At 58.1% G+C, this 13,841-nt stretch carries 13 protein-coding genes; 4 read left to right on the top strand and 9 right to left on the bottom strand.

Annotated features, from left to right (window positions below):
* Positions 1–40 precede the first annotated feature (40 nt).
* Both nhaA and V6L79_RS08445 read left to right on the top strand, forming a co-directional pair.
* Positions 41–1,222 carry a Na+/H+ antiporter NhaA gene (gene nhaA, locus V6L79_RS08450; RefSeq protein WP_261741159.1) on the top strand — a complete coding sequence of 394 codons (1,182 nt, stop codon included), beginning with the start codon at positions 41–43 and terminating at the stop codon, positions 1,220–1,222.
* A 96-nt stretch (positions 1,223–1,318) separates the two neighbouring features.
* The gene (locus V6L79_RS08445; protein WP_261741158.1) at positions 1,319–1,918 is read left to right on the top strand and encodes a hypothetical protein; all 600 of its coding nucleotides are present in this window, start codon (positions 1,319–1,321) and stop codon (positions 1,916–1,918) included.
* Between the two features lie 74 nt (positions 1,919–1,992).
* Here the strand turns inward: V6L79_RS08445 and V6L79_RS08440 are convergent, their stop codons facing one another.
* The 6 genes from V6L79_RS08440 to dinG all read right to left on the bottom strand — a co-directional run bounded on the left by V6L79_RS08440 (position 1,993) and on the right by dinG (position 10,593).
* Positions 1,993–2,457, bottom strand: coding sequence for a glycine zipper 2TM domain-containing protein (locus V6L79_RS08440; RefSeq protein ID WP_095002981.1), 465 nt, complete (start codon positions 2,455–2,457; stop codon positions 1,993–1,995).
* A 192-nt stretch (positions 2,458–2,649) separates the two neighbouring features.
* Positions 2,650–3,297, bottom strand: coding sequence for a pyridoxamine 5'-phosphate oxidase (gene pdxH, locus V6L79_RS08435; RefSeq protein WP_338580083.1), 648 nt, complete (start codon positions 3,295–3,297; stop codon positions 2,650–2,652).
* Between the two features lie 23 nt (positions 3,298–3,320).
* Entirely contained in the window at positions 3,321–4,493 is a 1,173-nt protein-coding gene (locus tag V6L79_RS08430) for an OmpA family protein (RefSeq protein ID WP_338580082.1), read from the bottom strand.
* Positions 4,494–4,602: 109 nt separating this feature from the next.
* Positions 4,603–5,748 (bottom strand): serine hydrolase domain-containing protein, encoded by a 1,146-nt coding sequence (locus tag V6L79_RS08425; RefSeq protein ID WP_338580307.1) that lies wholly within the window; start codon positions 5,746–5,748, stop codon positions 4,603–4,605.
* A 253-nt stretch (positions 5,749–6,001) separates the two neighbouring features.
* Positions 6,002–8,353, bottom strand: a complete 2,352-nt coding sequence (locus V6L79_RS08420) for a beta-galactosidase (protein WP_338580081.1) — start codon at positions 8,351–8,353, stop codon at positions 6,002–6,004.
* 95 nt (positions 8,354–8,448) lie between these two features.
* Entirely contained in the window at positions 8,449–10,593 is a 2,145-nt protein-coding gene (gene dinG / locus V6L79_RS08415; protein WP_261741153.1) for an ATP-dependent DNA helicase DinG, read from the bottom strand.
* A gap of 98 nt (positions 10,594–10,691) precedes the next feature.
* On the opposite strand from dinG, the gene V6L79_RS08410 reads away from it, so the two are divergent.
* Positions 10,692–11,156 (top strand): CopD family protein, encoded by a 465-nt coding sequence (locus V6L79_RS08410; RefSeq protein ID WP_338580080.1) that lies wholly within the window; start codon positions 10,692–10,694, stop codon positions 11,154–11,156.
* 180 nt (positions 11,157–11,336) lie between these two features.
* Here V6L79_RS08410 and V6L79_RS08405 read toward each other — a convergent pair whose 3' ends face one another.
* The 3 genes from V6L79_RS08405 to V6L79_RS08395 form a co-directional block, all read right to left on the bottom strand.
* Positions 11,337–12,095, bottom strand: a complete 759-nt coding sequence (locus V6L79_RS08405) for a collagen-like protein (RefSeq protein ID WP_261741151.1) — start codon at positions 12,093–12,095, stop codon at positions 11,337–11,339.
* Positions 12,088–12,366: a DUF1145 domain-containing protein gene (locus V6L79_RS08400; RefSeq protein ID WP_261741150.1), complete on the bottom strand. Its 279-nt coding sequence runs from the start codon at positions 12,364–12,366 to the stop codon at positions 12,088–12,090. Before V6L79_RS08400 ends, V6L79_RS08405 begins: the two co-directional genes overlap by 8 nt.
* 139 nt (positions 12,367–12,505) lie before the next feature.
* Positions 12,506–13,195: an OmpA family protein gene (locus V6L79_RS08395; protein ID WP_261741149.1), complete on the bottom strand. Its 690-nt coding sequence runs from the start codon at positions 13,193–13,195 to the stop codon at positions 12,506–12,508.
* Positions 13,196–13,343: 148 nt separating this feature from the next.
* On the opposite strand from V6L79_RS08395, the gene V6L79_RS08390 reads away from it, so the two are divergent.
* Positions 13,344–13,841, top strand: coding sequence for a DUF6231 family protein (locus V6L79_RS08390; RefSeq protein WP_338580079.1), 498 nt, complete (start codon positions 13,344–13,346; stop codon positions 13,839–13,841).

Below are 13,841 nucleotides of genomic sequence, written 5' to 3'. Positions count from 1 at the left end.
TAGGGTGTCGCACCCTTTACTTAATCGATGGAGAGCGACCTTGCCTCTGCGTAGCACTTTCACTCGTTTCTTTCAGTTGGAAGCTGCCAGCGGTCTGCTGTTGATTGCCGCGGCCGCTCTGGCTCTGATCATCAATAACTCACCGCTTTCCCACTACTACACGGCCTTTCTGGACGTACCGGTAGCGGTACAGATCGGCGCCCTGCAAATCGCCAAGCCTTCGCTGCTGTGGATCAACGATGGCCTGATGGCCTTGTTCTTTCTGCTGATCGGCCTGGAGGTCAAACGCGAGCTGCTCGATGGCCAGCTGTCCAAGCCCTCGCAAGTCGTGCTGCCCGGTGCAGCCGCGATTGGCGGGATGGTCGTACCGGCACTGATCTACTGGTACATCAACAAGGACTACCCGGACGCACTCGGTGGCTGGGCGATCCCCATGGCCACCGACATCGCCTTCGCCCTCGGCGTGCTGGCCTTGCTCGGCAAACGTGTGCCGGTATCGCTCAAGCTGTTTCTGATGACCCTGGCGATCATCGATGACCTGGGCGCAATCATCGTGATTGCGGTGTTCTATTCCAGCGAACTGTCCGGTGTGTCGTTGATGCTGGCAGCCGCGTGCCTGGTAGCTCTGATTGCGATGAATCGCATGGGGGTGATCAAGGTCGCGCCTTATATGATCATCGGTCTGATCCTCTGGGTTTGCGTACTCAAAAGCGGTGTGCATGCCACGCTGGCGGGTGTGACCCTGGCGTTCTGTATCCCGCTGCGGACCAAAAATTCCGAACCCTCTCCGTTACTGACCATCGAGCATGCGCTGCACCCGTGGGTGGCTTATGCGATCCTGCCGTTGTTTGCATTCGCCAATGCCGGGGTATCCTTGACGGGCGTCAGCATGCACAGCTTCGTCAGCCATGTGCCGATGGGCATTGCTGCGGGCTTGCTGATCGGTAAGACCGTAGGTGTCTTCGGCTTGACCTGGATCGCCATCAAGATCGGCATGGCAACACTGCCAGCAGGGGCCAACTGGGGCCAGGTACTTGGCGTGGCCATTCTGTGCGGCATCGGCTTTACCATGAGCCTGTTCGTTGGCTCGCTGGCGTTCGTAGCGGGCAGCAGCGACTATGTGGGCATGGACCGCATGGGTATCCTGACCGGCTCGATCCTGGCAGCGTTGATCGGCTATTCCGTGACGCTGTTCTTCAGCCGTAAACAACCGGTAGCGTGACCCTGCTTTAATGTGGGAGCGGGCTGGACCGCAATAAGGGCAACGCACATTACCTGCGTTGCCCTTGTTGCTTGTAAACCGCCAAAAGAGAAAATCGTGGCCGAAAAATTTCAGATCGTGCAATACGCGGGCATTACCGTGATGTTTCCGGCAGCGTTGGTCATTGCTGCCTGGCTATGGTCTGCCGCGTCGAAAAAAATCGCTCTTTTGTGGTTGGGCGTGCTGGTGTCTGCGTACCTGATCGTGGGCGTGAGCAAGATCCTGTTCAAGGGCTGGGGCATCGGCCTGCATGATCTGGGCATTGCAGTCTTCAGCGGCCACGCGATGAACGCCTGCCTGGTCTTCACCGTGATGCTCAACCTGTTGTGCCAACAGCTCGATCAACGCTTGCGCTGGCCTGTGCTCGGGGCGGGGTTGCTGGCGACCTGGTGGTTCGCCATCAATTACGTGGCCCATACCATCCACCCACTGCCAGAAGCCATAGCAGGTGCCCTGATCGGCTCGGTTGCCGCGTGTGTATTTTTGTTCAGCCTGAAAAAACACGACATCAGTAACATCCCGCGGCCCGCTTTGGTGATGGGGCTGGCAGTGGTGCTGGCGTTCAACTGCCTGCCTAAATACACGGCTGAACGTTTGCTGGACCGCATAGCCATATCGCTATCCGGGGCAGATCAGGCGTTCAAACATTCGTCCTGAGCCGTTTTAGAGACGTAAAAAAACCCCGGCCAGTTCGCACTGGCCGGGGTTTTGTTTTAGCGCTGTAACCCGATTTACTGGGTAACGCGGCTAGTACCGTCAACGGTCATGATGCGCACGCGCTCGCCGGTACGGAATACCTGGTTCGGCTCAACCTGTTGTACATAAGCGCGGGTGCTGCCGTCGTCTTCACGTACGGTGATTTCTACACCCTGGGTCTTGGTCAGACCCGATTCGGCTGCCGAACCCAACAGGCCACCGGCTACTGCGCCGATAACAGCTGTCACGATGCTGCCACGACCACCGCCGATGGCGCTGCCGCCAACACCACCCACGATGGCACCAGTCGCGGCGCCGATTGGGGTTTTGGTGCCTTCGATTTGTACAGGACGCAAGGCAACGATAGTACCCATACGAACGGTCTGTACACGTCGAGCTTCGTCACGCGAGTAGGTGTCGCCGGTCAAGCTGGAGGTGCAGCCGCCCAACAAGACAGTCATGGTTGAGAAGGCTGCAACTAACAGAACGGATTTACGCATAGGATCAACTCCAAAAGATCAGGGATTCATTAAACTCCGCAGCCAGTGACCTGTCACGTTTCAGCGCGGATAAAAAAGCTCTATTCAGGCCCTGTACAGTAAAAACAGAGCCTTCTTCCATTTCAAAACTTGCGCAAAGCGTAGCTTGTAACAGCCATTTTGCACTGCGCGCGTGCTGCGCAGCTTACGCTTTCAGGGCGCCAGCCGCTCACGCGTCCAGATACTGCCGTCACTTCGATAGTTAAGACGGTCGTGCAAACGGCTTGGACGGCCCTGCCAAAACTCGATCCGTTGCGGCAGTAGCCGGTAGCCACCCCAGTGTTCCGGGCAATGCGGTTGGGTGTCGCTGAAGCGCGCTTGCGTGGCCTCAAGCAACTCGACCAGCTCGTCCCGATCCGCTATCACCTGGCTTTGCGGCGAGGCCCAGGCCCCGATCCGGCTACCCAAGGGGCGCACTTGATAATATGCATCGGACTCTTGCGGCGTCACCTTGACCACTTGCCCCTCGATACGCACCTGGCGCTCCAGGGTTGGCCAGAAAAAGGTCATTGCCGCGAACGGACGCTCAGCCAACTGCTGGCCTTTGGCGCTGGTGTAATTGGTGAAAAAGGTAAAACCCTGTTCATCCAGACCTTTGAGCAAGAGCACCCGGCAATGCGGGCGCCCCTCACCATCTACTGTTGCCAGGGTCATGGCATTCGCTTCGACCGGCGGCTGCTCGGTGTTGACCGCGTCGTTGAACCACTGATGAAACAGCGCAAAAGGCTCTTCCGGGGCCTGAGCCTCGGTCAGCCCGTCGCGAGTGTAATCACGCCGCATATCGGCCAGTGCTTGAGTCATGACGCAATCCTTTCCTGAATCAATCAGTTCTTGGCCTGATCGTTGGCTGCCACTTTCTTGTCTGCAGCGGGTTTGGCCTTAGCGACTACTGACTTTTTGGCTGGAGCCGGCTTTGCCGCCTTTTTCGCCGGTGCAGATTTTTTCGCTACGACGCCTTTTTTAGCCGGTGCCGCTGCCTTCTTCTTGGCAACCGAAGGTGCCACTGCAGGCTGTACCGCGACCAGATCGGCTGGCGACAGGGCTGGTTGGCTGTACTTGCTGACCAGCGCGACCATGGTGGCTTGCGGGGTCATAAGGATTTCAACCCGGCGATTCAACGCACGGCCTTCATTGCTGTCGTTGGCTGCACGCGGCATCACGGAACCCATGCCGCGCAAGGTCAGACGGTTACTTTGCAAACCGCTCATGCGGAAGATCGCCGCGACCGACTTGGCACGATCCAGGCTCAGACGGGTATTGGAAGCCATGGCGCCTGCGGAGTCCGCATGGCCAAGTACCAGTACGGCAGTCTTGGGATCGCCTTCAACTACTTTAGCCACACGGGTGAACGGGCCAAGCATCGACGGCATCAGCAAATCCGGACGGGTAGCCTTGAACGAGCTGTCAGCCGCGGCCACGATCACCAGCAGGTTCTCGCGACGCTCCAATTGCAGGTTGGTGTCTTTGATGGCGATACGCAGGCGTGGCTCGTATTCATCCAACCAGGCTTGAGTGATTTTCGGATCCGGCATCGGGATCACGCCAACCGTTGCGCCTTTGGAGTCCTTGGCATCGCTACCAAACGGCCACCACCAGTTCTTGGTAGAGGTTGCAGCAACTGGGGCGACGTCCGCTACTTTGGCCTTTTCAACCGGGGCGTCTTTTTTCGAGGAGTCAGAACCAAAAGGCCACCAGCTAGAACCGCTGTCTTTGGCAATGGTTGCCGGTGCAGCCGCATTTTTTGCAACTGGCACTGGGGCAGCAGCGGTTTTGGCGACTGGCGCTGGAGCCGCGGCAGTCTTGGCAACTGGCGGGGTCACTTTAGTATCTGCTGGCTTGGCTGCAGCACTGACGCCTTTATCTGCTGGAGTCGACGCCTGGTCGGACGAACCCAACTGCCACCATTTGTGGCCGCCTTCGGCGTCATTCTGTGGAGTTTGTGCGCAACCGGTAATAGCCAGGCAAAGAGCCAGAGCGAGGGTCTTATTAGATGACATTGAATATCCACACAATGAATTAGGAATAAAGAGGCGCTAAGCCCACATAAAAAACGTATTGAAAACAGAAAAGCTACAGAGTTCCGACCTACGGCCTACAAATCTCCTGTTATAGGCACTGAGCCAAGACACTCACCAGCTTTTGCGCCCGTGGGTCCATCAAGACATAAGGCCCCAGAGTATTAGTCACAAAACCAAAGGCTACCTCTCGGTCCGGGTCGGCAAAGCCGATCGACCCACCCGCACCAGGATGGCCAAAAGCCTTTGGACCAAGGCCGAAGGTCGCGTTAGGCACGGTCGGCTGATCCAGCATGCAACCCAGTCCAAGACGGGTCTGGGTGCGCAGGGTTTTATCCTCGCCGAGGCTATGCTCACGGGTCAGTTGCTCAAGCATCTCGGCTTCGAGCAGGCTGCCATCGAGCAAACCACTATAGAAACCAGCCAGGCTACGGGCATTGCCATGCCCATTGGCGGCAGGCTGTTCCATCCGGCGCCACTCCGGCTTATTGGTGCTGGTCATGATCGAGGGCGGATTAGTGAACGCCCGAGTGCTCATGGATGTCGGCTCGTTCATCATCGCCTTCAACAGACGCTGCGCTGCCGCATCCCCCATAGTGCCCTTGCTCCGAGCAATATGGGCCACCCGGTAAAACTCCTCGTCCGCCAGCCCGACATGAAAGTCCAGCCCCAGCGGCCGGGCTGTGCGCGCTATGATCGACTGACCGGCACTGCGACCGTCGGCACGACGAATCAACTCGCCCACCAGCCAGCCATAAGTGATCGCGGCATAACCGTGACCTTCGCCAGGCGTCCACCAAGGAGCTTCAGCGGCCAGCGCATCAACCATGGTCTGCCATTCATATAACGCCGCAGGCGGCATTAACTCACGCAACGCCGGCAAGCCGGCCCGATGGCTCAGCAACTGGCGCAGCGTGATGGATTCTTTGCCCGCAGCCGCAAACTCAGGCCAGTAGCGAGCCACGGGAACATCGAGTTCCAGCTTGCCCTCTTCCACCAATTGCAGCGCGGTGACAGCGGTAAAGGTTTTGGTACAGGAAAACAGATTCGCAATAGTGTCTGTATGCCACGGTTGCTCACCGTCCTTGTCAGCCGTACCGGCCCACAAGTCGAGTACTGTTTCGCCACCGATCTGGATGCACAGTGCTGCGCCGCGCTCTTGCGGATCATTAAAAAGATCGGCAAACGCTTCGCGTACTGTTTCGAACTTAAGGTCGTGAAAACCCTGAATCTGCACCCGCACCTCCTGGATCAAGCATGGCTCTACAAGGCGTGCATTGTTCCAGCACCAGTAAGATTTTGAAACAGAGCAAACAGCTCAGAGCGCACAATTTTTGTGCGCTGATGAGTCGGCGCGCAAAGTATCAGCACCGGAGTGGATTTTTTGTGAAAAAGGTAAACCCTGCCGGGCACAAATCCCGCTTAAAGCGAGGCGTAGACCCCGCGCTGCAGATTTTTTGGTGCCCAAGCCATAACGCATGGTTGCAGGCTTAGTGACCTTTACCCGAGTGCCCCCCAGCATGTCCCGCGCCAGAGCTCCCGCCACTGCCATCGTCAGAGGCATGCACCGGGGCTTTTACTGTTTTTTCAGCTTGGGTCTGAGCTTTTGCTGCTTCCTGGCTCAACTGGTCAAGAGCTTGCAGGTTAGCCTTGCGCACGCTGTCAACAAAGCCGGTAAACGGCAAGTCGGTAATGCCGATCATGCCGAAGTGACCGTTCTCGCCATCCAGCAAGCGGCCGGTTACAGGCTGGTCCAGATACTGGAACCAGTGCACGCCGACAATAGATGGCTCAGCCACGGCCTGTTTGAGAAATTTACTGTAAGCCGGGCCACGGGCATCTTCGTTGGCCACCTCGGTCACCCCCCCCCAGAACGGGCCACGGTCGCGGGAACCGAAGTTGAACTCGGTAATCATCACCGGTTTGTCCAATTCGCGCAGTTTGGCGAAGTCGTAGCCGTCCTGCGGTTGCAGGGTATAGAAGTTGAAACTCAGGACATCGCAGTACTTGGCACAGGATTCCACGGCTTCTGGGGTGCTGACGGCGAAGCGCCCGCCCAGCAGCAAGTGATTCGGGGCATGCCATTTCAGAGAATCGGAAATGGTCTTGAAGTAGGTGTCGGCGAAAACTTTTTGGAAGTACTTATAGTCAGCTTCGATTTCCGGGTGCTCGGCATTAGGCAAAGGCGCCTCGAAGCCCGGATCTTCCATCAGTTCCCACGCCGGAATATCGACACCCCAGGCCTTGGACAGACCTTGCTGGTTGCGGTACTTGTCGCGTAACTGCTTGAGAAATGCACGCTTGGCCGGTGCGTCGGTGGTCATGCGCAGAGTGCCAAAGGCCAGCGCATAACGCGACTTAGGGTCATCTCCCGGGCCAGCCCAGGCCAGTTCGTTGTCGGCAAAGTAGCCAATCAACCAGGGATCATCCCGATGGTCACGCGCGGCAATGGCCACGGCACGCTCGGTGGCCATGGCAAAGCGCGGGTCAAACGGATCAGGCATGCCGCCCCACCAGTCAGTACCGGTGCTGATGCTGGTGTAGTCGCCAACAATCGACAACGGCAAGGTGTAAGGCACACGATCATTGAGACCCAGTTGCGGGTCGCTCCAGTTACCAATCGTGTTGAACCCCCAGGCTTGCAGGCGATCCAGGGTATGGGTTTGCCAGCGTTTGGCATCAAAGACTTGCGGCGCACACGGAATGGCAGGGTCACTGCCTGGTTCTGTCTTGGCTGTTACGCAAGGCTCGCCATAGATCCGTTGCAGGTTGGCGCCATAGAAGTTGTACCAGCGCCCAGCGTTAAAACCACGTCCCTGCGAGGCACCATTACCGTTGTTATTGTTCCCGGCACCGTAATAGCCGGCCAGTGCAGTACCGTCCTTTGGCAAGTCGGTGAACATCCATTCACGCCCTGCAACGTAGGTCTGGCTATCGCTGGCCGTTACTGAGTTCAGGCCCAACGAGTAAAACGGGTGGCCTTCAGGAGTGATCAGGTTCCAGCGGCCATTGCGTTTTTCGGTACGAAAGAAACCGGTCGCGTCAAATGCCGGGCCCTTGAGCCAGCCGCCAAACTTGTCCTGGTCAGCACGGCTGGCCAGCCAACCCTTGATTTGCTGCTGTTCCTTGGCTGCCGCGGCCTTGAGCTGGTCGTCATTGGCAATACGCTCAGGCCATTTGGCCCGGGTCGACTGGCCATAGCCGTCGACAATCGAGCCATACACGGCCTTGATCACGCCATCGCCGTCCTGCACCCCAAAGCGCTCCAGCAGAATACTTTGCGCGGCGGTCGGTTGCGGTATCGACAAGCTCACCGAGACCACTTGGCTCAGATCAATTTCACCCTGGCTGCTGGCCAGCAAAATGCGCTGACCATCAACTGTCATCGGCATCGGCGGACCAGCGCGCATGCCCTGGCTATGCGGCGTATTGGCCTTCAATGGCAACAACAGCGTCTGCGCCGGGCCTGCAGGCAGTTCGACGCGGCTGATCAGGGTTTTGCCGTTACTGCTTTGTACGGTCACGTCCAGAGTGAGCGCCCAGTTCATGGCGTTCTGGATGCGCAGGGTCATCATCCCCGACTGAGACCAGTCCCATACCCCGGTTTGCGGCGTTAAACGCAGGCTTGGCGCTGCAGCCGGGTTAAAGATCACACGACGCAGCACTTCGCCTTCGGCCGTTTGCTCCGCATTGTATTGCGGCAAACTCGCATCCACGGTTGCCACTTGCACTACATCGGCCGGGCGAACGAAATTGAACAGGGTTTGTTGACCAGCAGGCGCCGCCAGTAACGGGGTCGTAACCAGCAACGCAAAAACAGCAGACAGCGAACGGCGAATCATATGGATCTGGTTCTCCCAAACGGCCGAAAACGGACCTGTGAGGTGGTGAAAGTCAAAGCATAGACAGCAAAGTCGACGATAACGCCGACTCGCGCTTAAGAAATTTCGCGCCTGAATGGCGGCAGTGCATTAAGAATCGCTTTGCCGTAGCGCTGAGTGACCAGTCGCCGATCCAGCAAAGTGATGGTGCCGCGGTCCTGTTCGGTTCGCAGCAGACGCCCGCAAGCCTGTACCAGCTTGAGCGAAGCGTCGGGCACCGAAATCTCCATGAAGGGATTACCGCCCCGCGCTTCGATCCACTCGGCCAAGGCCGCTTCGACCGGATCATCCGGCACCGAAAACGGAATTTTGGCAATCACTACGTGTTCGCAGTAGGCGCCGGGCAAGTCCACACCCTCGGCGAAACTGGCCAGCCCGAACAGCACGCTGGAGTCTCCGCCATCGACCCGCGCCTTGTGTTTGTTGAGGGTCTCCTGCTTGGACAGGTTGCCCTGGATAAACACCTGTTTACGCCAGTCACGCTCCAGGCCGTCGAATACGTCCTGCATTTGCTTGCGCGATGAAAACAGCACCAGCGTGCCCCGCGAGCCTTCGACCAGACCAGGCAGCTCGCGAATGATCGCCGCCGTGTGGGCTGTGGCGTCGCGCGGGTCAGCCTTGAGGTCCGGCACTCGCAACACCCCTGCATCGGCGTGATGGAAAGGGCTTGGCACCACCGCCGTTACAGCGGTTTTTGGCAGACCCGCACGCATGCGGAATCGATCGAAAGTGCCCAGCGCAGTCAGGGTTGCCGATGTAACGAGCACCCCATAGGCCACGTTCCACAGGTTACGGCGCAGCATTTCAGCAGCCAGGATGGGGCTCGCGTTGACTTCGATATCAAACAGCGAACCGCTTTCAGCCAAGGTCAGCCACCGAGCCATTGGCGGGTTGTCTTCAGGGTCTTCGACGGTAAACGCGGTCCATAACTCCCAGTTGCCCTGGGCACGGGACAGCAGGCTGCCAAACAGCGGATACCACTCTTCGGCCTGGTTGCTGGTGATGCCGATGTTGACCTCACCGTCCATGCCGTCCTTGAGAATCTCGGTCAGCCGGGTGAACAGATCGGTCAGGCGCGAAAAGCCCTTTTTCAGTTCGATGCCCATTTCACGCATGTGATCGGGAATCAAGCCGCCGATAAAGCGATGGCGCGGGCGCTCACGGCCCTCAGGCTCTTCGCCTACTTTAAAGTCGGCAATTTGCTCACAGGCTGTGAACATGAACTGTTGCTGGGCCTTGATCTCTTTGGCCAGCTCCGGCACTTGCTCCAACAAACGCCCCAGATCGCCCGGCAACGGATGCTGGGCAAGCAGTTTGGTGAGGTTTTTGGCGGTTTGCTCAAGCCAGTCGGCCGTAGAGCGCAAACGGGTGTAATGGGCGAAATGGCCAATGGCCTTGTCAGGCAGGTGATGGCCTTCGTCGAACACGTAGACCGTGTCACGCGGGTCAGGCAACACCGCGCCGCCGCCCAGGGCGAGGTCCGCCAGCACCATGTCGTGGTTGGTGACGATCACGTCCACCTTGCTCATGCCTTCACGGGCCTTGTAGAAGGCACACTGGCCGAAGTTGGGGCAGTGACGGTTGGTGCATTGACTGTGATCGGTGGTCAGACGCGCCCAGTCCTGATCTTCAAGTGCCTGGGGCCAGCTGTCGCGGTCGCCGTCCCATTTGTTGCCGGCCAGTTTCTCGATCATGCTGGTAAACAGCTTCTGGCTGGCCTCATCGACTTCAATCTTGAAGCCTTCCTCTTCAAACAGCTGCGCCGTCGCGGTTTGCGCGTGGCCCTCTTGCAGCAGCATGTCGAGTTTGGACAGGCACATATAGCGCCCACGACCTTTGGCCAGCGCAAAGCTGAAATTCAGCCCGCTGTTACGCATCAGGTCGGGAAGGTCCTTGTAGACTATCTGTTCTTGCAGCGCGACGGTCGCCGTGGCAACTACCAGCCGCTTGCCTGCAGCCTTGGCCACAGGAATCGCTGCCAGGCAGTAAGCCACGGTTTTACCGGTACCGGTGCCCGCCTCAACGGCGACCACAGCCGGGTCGCCACTGCGGTGGTTTTCTTCGTCGGTGTCGATATCGCCCAGCACTTTCGCCACTTCAGCGATCATCAACCGCTGACCGTAACGTGGCTTGAGGCTCTTGGATTCGAGAAAACGCGAGTAAGCGCCCTGGATCTGGGTTTTGAGTTCGGTACTAATCATGATTCTTCGGGCGCAAGAAACGCTGGATAAATTTTCAGTGGTTCGAATGGCCGCTATCATACCCCGCTAATTCATCCCGCGCCGAACGGAGTACCCCCATGACTGCCTTTGCTCTCACCTACAGCCTGCATGTATTGGCCGCCTTGATCTGGGTGGGCGGCATGTTTTTCGCCTGGATGATCCTGCGCCCAGCGGCTATCACGGCCCTTGAAGGCCCTGCGCGGTTAAAGCTGTGGGTTGAAGTGTTTCAACGTTTTTTTGTCTGGGTATGGATCGCGGTGGTGATTTTGCCGATAAGCGGTGTGGGCCTGTTGCAGATGCGCTTTAACGGTTTTGAAACGGCCCCGCGCTATGTGCAAATCATGATGGGGTTGTACATCGTGATGGTGGCCTTGTTTATCCGCATTCAGTCACTGCAACTGCCTGAATTGCGCAAAGCCGTCGTAGCTCAGGCGTGGGCTGAAGGAGCTGCGGTGATGGGCCGGATTCGGCGCCTGGTGGGGTGCAACCTGATTGTGGGGCTGGTGTTGGTGACGATTGCCGCGGCACGGCCGGGGTTTTAAGAATAACAACTTGTAGCAGCTGCCGAAGGAACGAGGCTGCGTCCGGCTGCGAAGCAGTCGCAAAATCAGAAATTGCGCTATATCAGTTAAACCCGACTCTCAGGGTTTACGACCGCTTCGCGCTCGAACGCAGCCTCGTTCCTTCGGCAGCTGCTACACATTTTTTGCGTACGGCACGGGTTACAACCGCTGAATAGTCACCGCGCCGGCTGTACCGACGTCACCCGGTTGCCCGACCAGGCCTGCGCGACCCGATTTACCGCCATCGGTGCTGTAGACAATACAGCCTTTGGATTTTCCGCCTGCGCCCGGGCGCCCTGCCTCACCGGGTTTACCGCCCGCACCACCGTCTACCCGCACGCTAACCTGCTCGGCCGGGTAGTCGCGAGGCAGTTCGACTCGCACCTGTCCCCCAGCCGCACCCGGATGACCATTGCCACCGTTGTCGCCATCGGCTCCGGAACCCGCCGAACCCCAAGTACAACCCGGCTCATCACCGTTACCACCATCAAGTCCGACAAAACCCGGCGCCCCCGTACCGCCACGGGCATCGATGGACAGTTGCGGTGCTTGCAGCGACTCAATGCGCAAGCTCAGATCACGCGCTGGCCGAGCAGGTTTTTCGAAGGTCCCGGGAGCGCCACGGGCATTGATTTGGCTGCCTTCGCCCAATTGCGCGTGAGCCACGCGCAACTCGATTGCGCGCTCGGACGGCACCAGGGTGATACGTGCTTCACGGCCCAACTGCAGCTGGTCGATATTGACCTGGGTAACTCCGGCCGGAATCAGCAACGTGCCGTAGTCAGCTACATCCAGTTTTTCCAGGTGCAACACACTGGCATTAGCGGGCAGGCGCATCAGCGAGTTGGCTGCAACCAGTACTACATCAGCGTGGGCAAAAGGGCTGCACAAGGCGGCCAACAAACACAACTTACGCATGGCTGGCGTCTCGTTCGCAGGAGGTTGGAAGGATATGAGCATGGAAAAAACCAAACACAAGCATCAGCAGGCGATCACGCCAGGGATGCGGGCGACCCTGCAGGCGGCTTTTGAACAGCAGTACCTCAAGCACATGAACCAGCAGCAACAGGCTACCGACGAGGTTAATCAATAAATCGAACGGGTTGATCAAGGGCTTGAACAGATTGATCAGTACCAGCCCCCAAAACATCAGCGTCAATGCCTTCCCCAGCCCCCAAAGCACCTTCATATATCCGCCTTCGCATTTTTCTTTGGACGCACATTAACGGCTTGCAGGAGCACGACGCCAGATACCTTTACAAAAAGATTCGCCGCGGGTTTGACCTTACCGATCAAGCTTGCGGCGAACCTTGTCACCCAGTGCCTTTTTAACGAATGATCTGAATCTCGGTCCGTCTATTTTGGGCACGACCCTCCGGGGTGTGATTGCTGGCAACCGGGTTCGACTCGCCCGCACCGGCCACGGAGACAAACTGGCTGCGCGGGATGCCACTGTCGATCAAGTACTCGACCACCGAGTGGGCGCGCTCTTTGGACAGTTTCAGGTTATAGCTGTCGCTACCGACGCTGTCGGTATAACCCGTGACTTTAAGCTGAGCATTGGCAGCGTCTTTTTTCAGACGTGCGGCAATGACATTCAGTTTGTCCTTGTCGGCAGCGGTCAGTTTGGCGGAGTTAAATTCGAAATGAACGTCACGCACCACGATGGTTTCCTCCTTAACCACCACGGTTTCAACCACAACCACTGCCACTATCGGGCAGCCCGCGGCATCGACTGTCACCCCTTTAGGCGTGTCTGGGCACTTGTCGCGGCTGTCAGGGACGCCATCACCGTCCGCATCGCCGTCGCCGTGTACCCAGCAATACGCTGCGGCCATACCCGCACCAAACACGGCGCCACCCCCGGCCCAGGCGGAGCTTTTTATTGCGCCCAACGCCGCTCCTCCTACACCACCGACTGCGGCACAGGTAGGCCAGTCGGTTTTTTGTAAACCGGCACAGCCCGTCAACACACTGGTGAGAACAATCAAAGGTACTGCTGTCCTGATGATGCTCATATTAGGGTCTCTCCTGAGGGGTCGGCGTTTGGCCGATGCTTCGAAAGTAAAGACCCGGGTTGAAGGAAGCGCCAGCATCGTGACAGTACGGGTCTAGGCCGCGAGGCCCGCACAGGCTAGTCTTGAGCACTCTGATTGAGGATTTTCAATGACGCTCGATATTTCCACGCGTACGCCCCAACAAGCGCTGGCAGCACTGCTTGATCGCTATGCGCCACAGCGCCTGCTGGTCGTCGGCGCCAGCAACTTCCCGGCACTGGCCGCCTTTCAGGCCGCGCACCCCGAGGCACTGGTCGCCCAAGCAGCCCCCGGCGCCTTGCCACAGGACCTGGCGGCACAACGCTTTGACCTGGCACTGGTGATCGATTGCCTGGAACACCTGCCAAAGCGCGCAGGGCTGGAACTGCTGGGCGGAATTCGCAACCTGAATGCCAGTCGCATCGCCGTACTGGCAGACCTGGCAGCCTGCGATTGGAAAGAAACCGACTTTTTCTCTCTTGCCCTACAAAGCAATGAGCGTTTTCAGCGTGACGAACAAGTACTGACCCTATTTACTTACGACCTACGCGAGTACAAACAAGTACCAGACTGGCTCAATGCCAGGTTTTGGGCCAACCCGGAAAACTTCGGCAAGTATTGGTGGTAA

The sequence above is a fragment of the Pseudomonas sp. ML2-2023-6 genome, assembly GCF_037055265.1.
GTDB lineage: Bacteria > Pseudomonadota > Gammaproteobacteria > Pseudomonadales > Pseudomonadaceae > Aquipseudomonas > Aquipseudomonas kulmbachensis.
This window is presented reverse-complemented; position numbering and strand designations above follow the sequence as displayed.

Excerpts from the sequence above, each read along its gene's own strand:
- V6L79_RS08440 (WP_095002981.1), bottom strand. The coding sequence starts at position 2,457 with ATGCGTAAATCCGTTCTGTTAGTTGCAGCCTTCTCAACCATGACTGTC.
- pdxH (WP_338580083.1), bottom strand. The coding sequence starts at position 3,297 with ATGACTCAAGCACTGGCCGATATGCGGCGTGATTACACTCGCGACGGG.
- V6L79_RS08430 (WP_338580082.1), bottom strand. The coding sequence starts at position 4,493 with ATGTCATCTAATAAGACCCTCGCTCTGGCTCTTTGCCTGGCTATTACC.
- V6L79_RS08420 (WP_338580081.1), bottom strand. The coding sequence starts at position 8,353 with ATGATTCGCCGTTCGCTGTCTGCTGTTTTTGCGTTGCTGGTTACGACC.
- dinG (WP_261741153.1), bottom strand. The coding sequence starts at position 10,593 with ATGATTAGTACCGAACTCAAAACCCAGATCCAGGGCGCTTACTCGCGT.
- V6L79_RS08410 (WP_338580080.1), top strand. The coding sequence starts at position 10,692 with ATGACTGCCTTTGCTCTCACCTACAGCCTGCATGTATTGGCCGCCTTG.
- V6L79_RS08405 (WP_261741151.1), bottom strand. The coding sequence starts at position 12,095 with ATGCGTAAGTTGTGTTTGTTGGCCGCCTTGTGCAGCCCTTTTGCCCAC.
- V6L79_RS08400 (WP_261741150.1), bottom strand. The coding sequence starts at position 12,366 with ATGAAGGTGCTTTGGGGGCTGGGGAAGGCATTGACGCTGATGTTTTGG.
- V6L79_RS08395 (WP_261741149.1), bottom strand. The coding sequence starts at position 13,195 with ATGAGCATCATCAGGACAGCAGTACCTTTGATTGTTCTCACCAGTGTG.
- V6L79_RS08390 (WP_338580079.1), top strand. The coding sequence starts at position 13,344 with ATGACGCTCGATATTTCCACGCGTACGCCCCAACAAGCGCTGGCAGCA.